At 34.9% G+C, this 1,804-nt stretch carries 2 protein-coding genes; one reads left to right on the top strand and one right to left on the bottom strand.

The genetic code is table 11. The features are described from left to right. Window positions 1-189 precede the first annotated feature (189 nt). The gene (locus ACE1TI_RS21685) at window positions 190-1,074 is read right to left on the bottom strand and encodes a hypothetical protein (protein WP_375009578.1); all 885 of its coding nucleotides are present in this window, start codon (window positions 1,072-1,074) and stop codon (window positions 190-192) included. A gap of 405 nt (window positions 1,075-1,479) precedes the next feature. On the opposite strand from ACE1TI_RS21685, the gene ACE1TI_RS21680 reads away from it, so the two are divergent. Continuing rightward, window positions 1,480-1,683: a DUF1657 domain-containing protein gene (locus tag ACE1TI_RS21680; RefSeq protein WP_375009577.1), complete on the top strand. Its 204-nt coding sequence runs from the start codon at window positions 1,480-1,482 to the stop codon at window positions 1,681-1,683. The last annotated feature ends 121 nt before the right edge of the window (window positions 1,684-1,804 follow it).

The raw sequence follows: 1,804 nt of genomic DNA, 5'->3' as shown, positions 1-1,804 counted from the left end.
TCTAACCTGGATCTGATCCTTCCATGGTCACCGGAGCTTCCCGAGATCTGTCACGTGCCAAATCAGAATACTTAAAGCATACGAAATCCCCATCTCATTTGAAAGGTGGGGATTATTTGACGCTTACAAAAAGCAGGCGCTGAGATTCAAATTGGCAGCCTGCTTAATCTGTTTGGGATTGTATCAGTATCATTCTGGTTCTCCAGGGGGGTTATCCGGTTGCTCTATTGGTTCTTGCGGCTCTGAAAGGTTTTCTAATTCTTTCTGTAATGCTTGTATTTCTTGCTGCATTTTTTCTGAATTACTTTTCATATCCTGTTTCATTTCTTGTTTTAGCTTTTGTGACGCCTCTGTCATCGCTTTATTAATCATCAGGGATAGTTCATTTTTAATTTTCGGATCCTTCATTAATAGGAGCATGGCATCAGCCATCTTTGAGCGTAACTCAGGATGTTCTGTGATTTTTTGAAACATGCTAATATTTTGTTCCAACAATTTACCTTGAAAGTCTGGATCTTCTGCAATAGCTTGATTTAAATCTAATGAGAACTGCTTTACTTTTTTATTGGTATCTGGATTATTTAGCGTCCATTCTTCTTCTTTCACGTTTTGTTTTAAAATGTCGGTGTGAAGTTTACCATTTTCTTTCATAACTTTTTGCCTGGCTTTCAAATCATTTTGAACTATCATTTTATTTTTCTCTTTATCTTTTTGAATATTTTTCATTACATCAATTGTTTGCTGCATTAACCTTTCTAAACCTTCCTCATCTTCTGCCAATAATTCATTTGCAGACATGTTAAGTTCAAGAAATTTTTCACGCAATTGTGGATCTTTAAGTATAGATTCCTGTTCAATTAAATTGTTTTTTAAAATGGTACGTCTCGACTGCTCTGTATTTAAAACAACTTGTTTCCGGCCTTCAGAAAACATAGATTGTATCTTATCACTCGTTGCCATGTTTTCAATGGTTTCTTCCCCTAATTCCCCTTTACCAGTCGTGCAGCCAGCCAACACGAAAAGGAAGGAGCAGAAACAAAATAAAACTATACATTGATGATTTATTAACTTCATTTAGTAATCAACTCCTTATTTTTCTGCTGCTTTTTTAATGTTTGCTAAAGAACACAAAATATAGCTGACATATTCAGTAAAATATGTAAGCTTGTTAAGAGTGTTCAACTACTTGTCTAAAACGGTGTTTAAGAACTTTACAAGTTAACGGATTGTGCAAACCGTGGCATCCCGATAGATGTCCCGCGTAAAATGTTTCGCAGCCGCGCTATTGATGATGAAAGATGCCAAATCAATTCTTAAAATGGCATCATAATACAAACTAAAAAAGAAAGCTTTTTTGACTGATCATATATAAAGGAAGCATGATGATATTACCAAAATAAGGAAGAGATTTTTTACATAATAAACACTGCTTTGAGTCATTCTAGAATGTGTAATAAAAATATAGTTAGGAGGAGTCAGATGACAGTATCAAGTGATCTAAAAACAACAGTAGCAAATTTAAAGAGTGCTCAAGCCAGTTTTGAATCATTTGCGTTGGCAACTGAAAATGAACAAGCAAAACAAATGTACCAAAATGCTGCCCAACAAACACAACAACTGGTGGATAGCGTTTCCCCGCGTGTTCAGCAAATTGAACAAGAAGAACCTCAGTATAATGAGTAAAGGAAAGGAAAGGAAGGTTGGCAATAACAACCTTTCTTTCCCTTTCCCTATTATTCCTGATCTATTTAGATGAAAAAAGGAAAAGAGTGTTATAAATGAAAACAATAACCTTTTTGTTATT

It is taken from the genome of Alteribacillus sp. JSM 102045 (assembly GCF_041949975.1).
Lineage (GTDB): Bacteria > Bacillota > Bacilli > Bacillales > Marinococcaceae > Alteribacillus.
This window is presented reverse-complemented; position numbering and strand designations above follow the sequence as displayed.

Coding starts and splice junctions, on each gene's coding strand:
- ACE1TI_RS21685 (WP_375009578.1), bottom strand. CDS start 1,074: ATGAAGTTAATAAATCATCAATGTATAGTTTTATTTTGTTTCTGCTCC.
- ACE1TI_RS21680 (WP_375009577.1), top strand. CDS start 1,480: ATGACAGTATCAAGTGATCTAAAAACAACAGTAGCAAATTTAAAGAGT.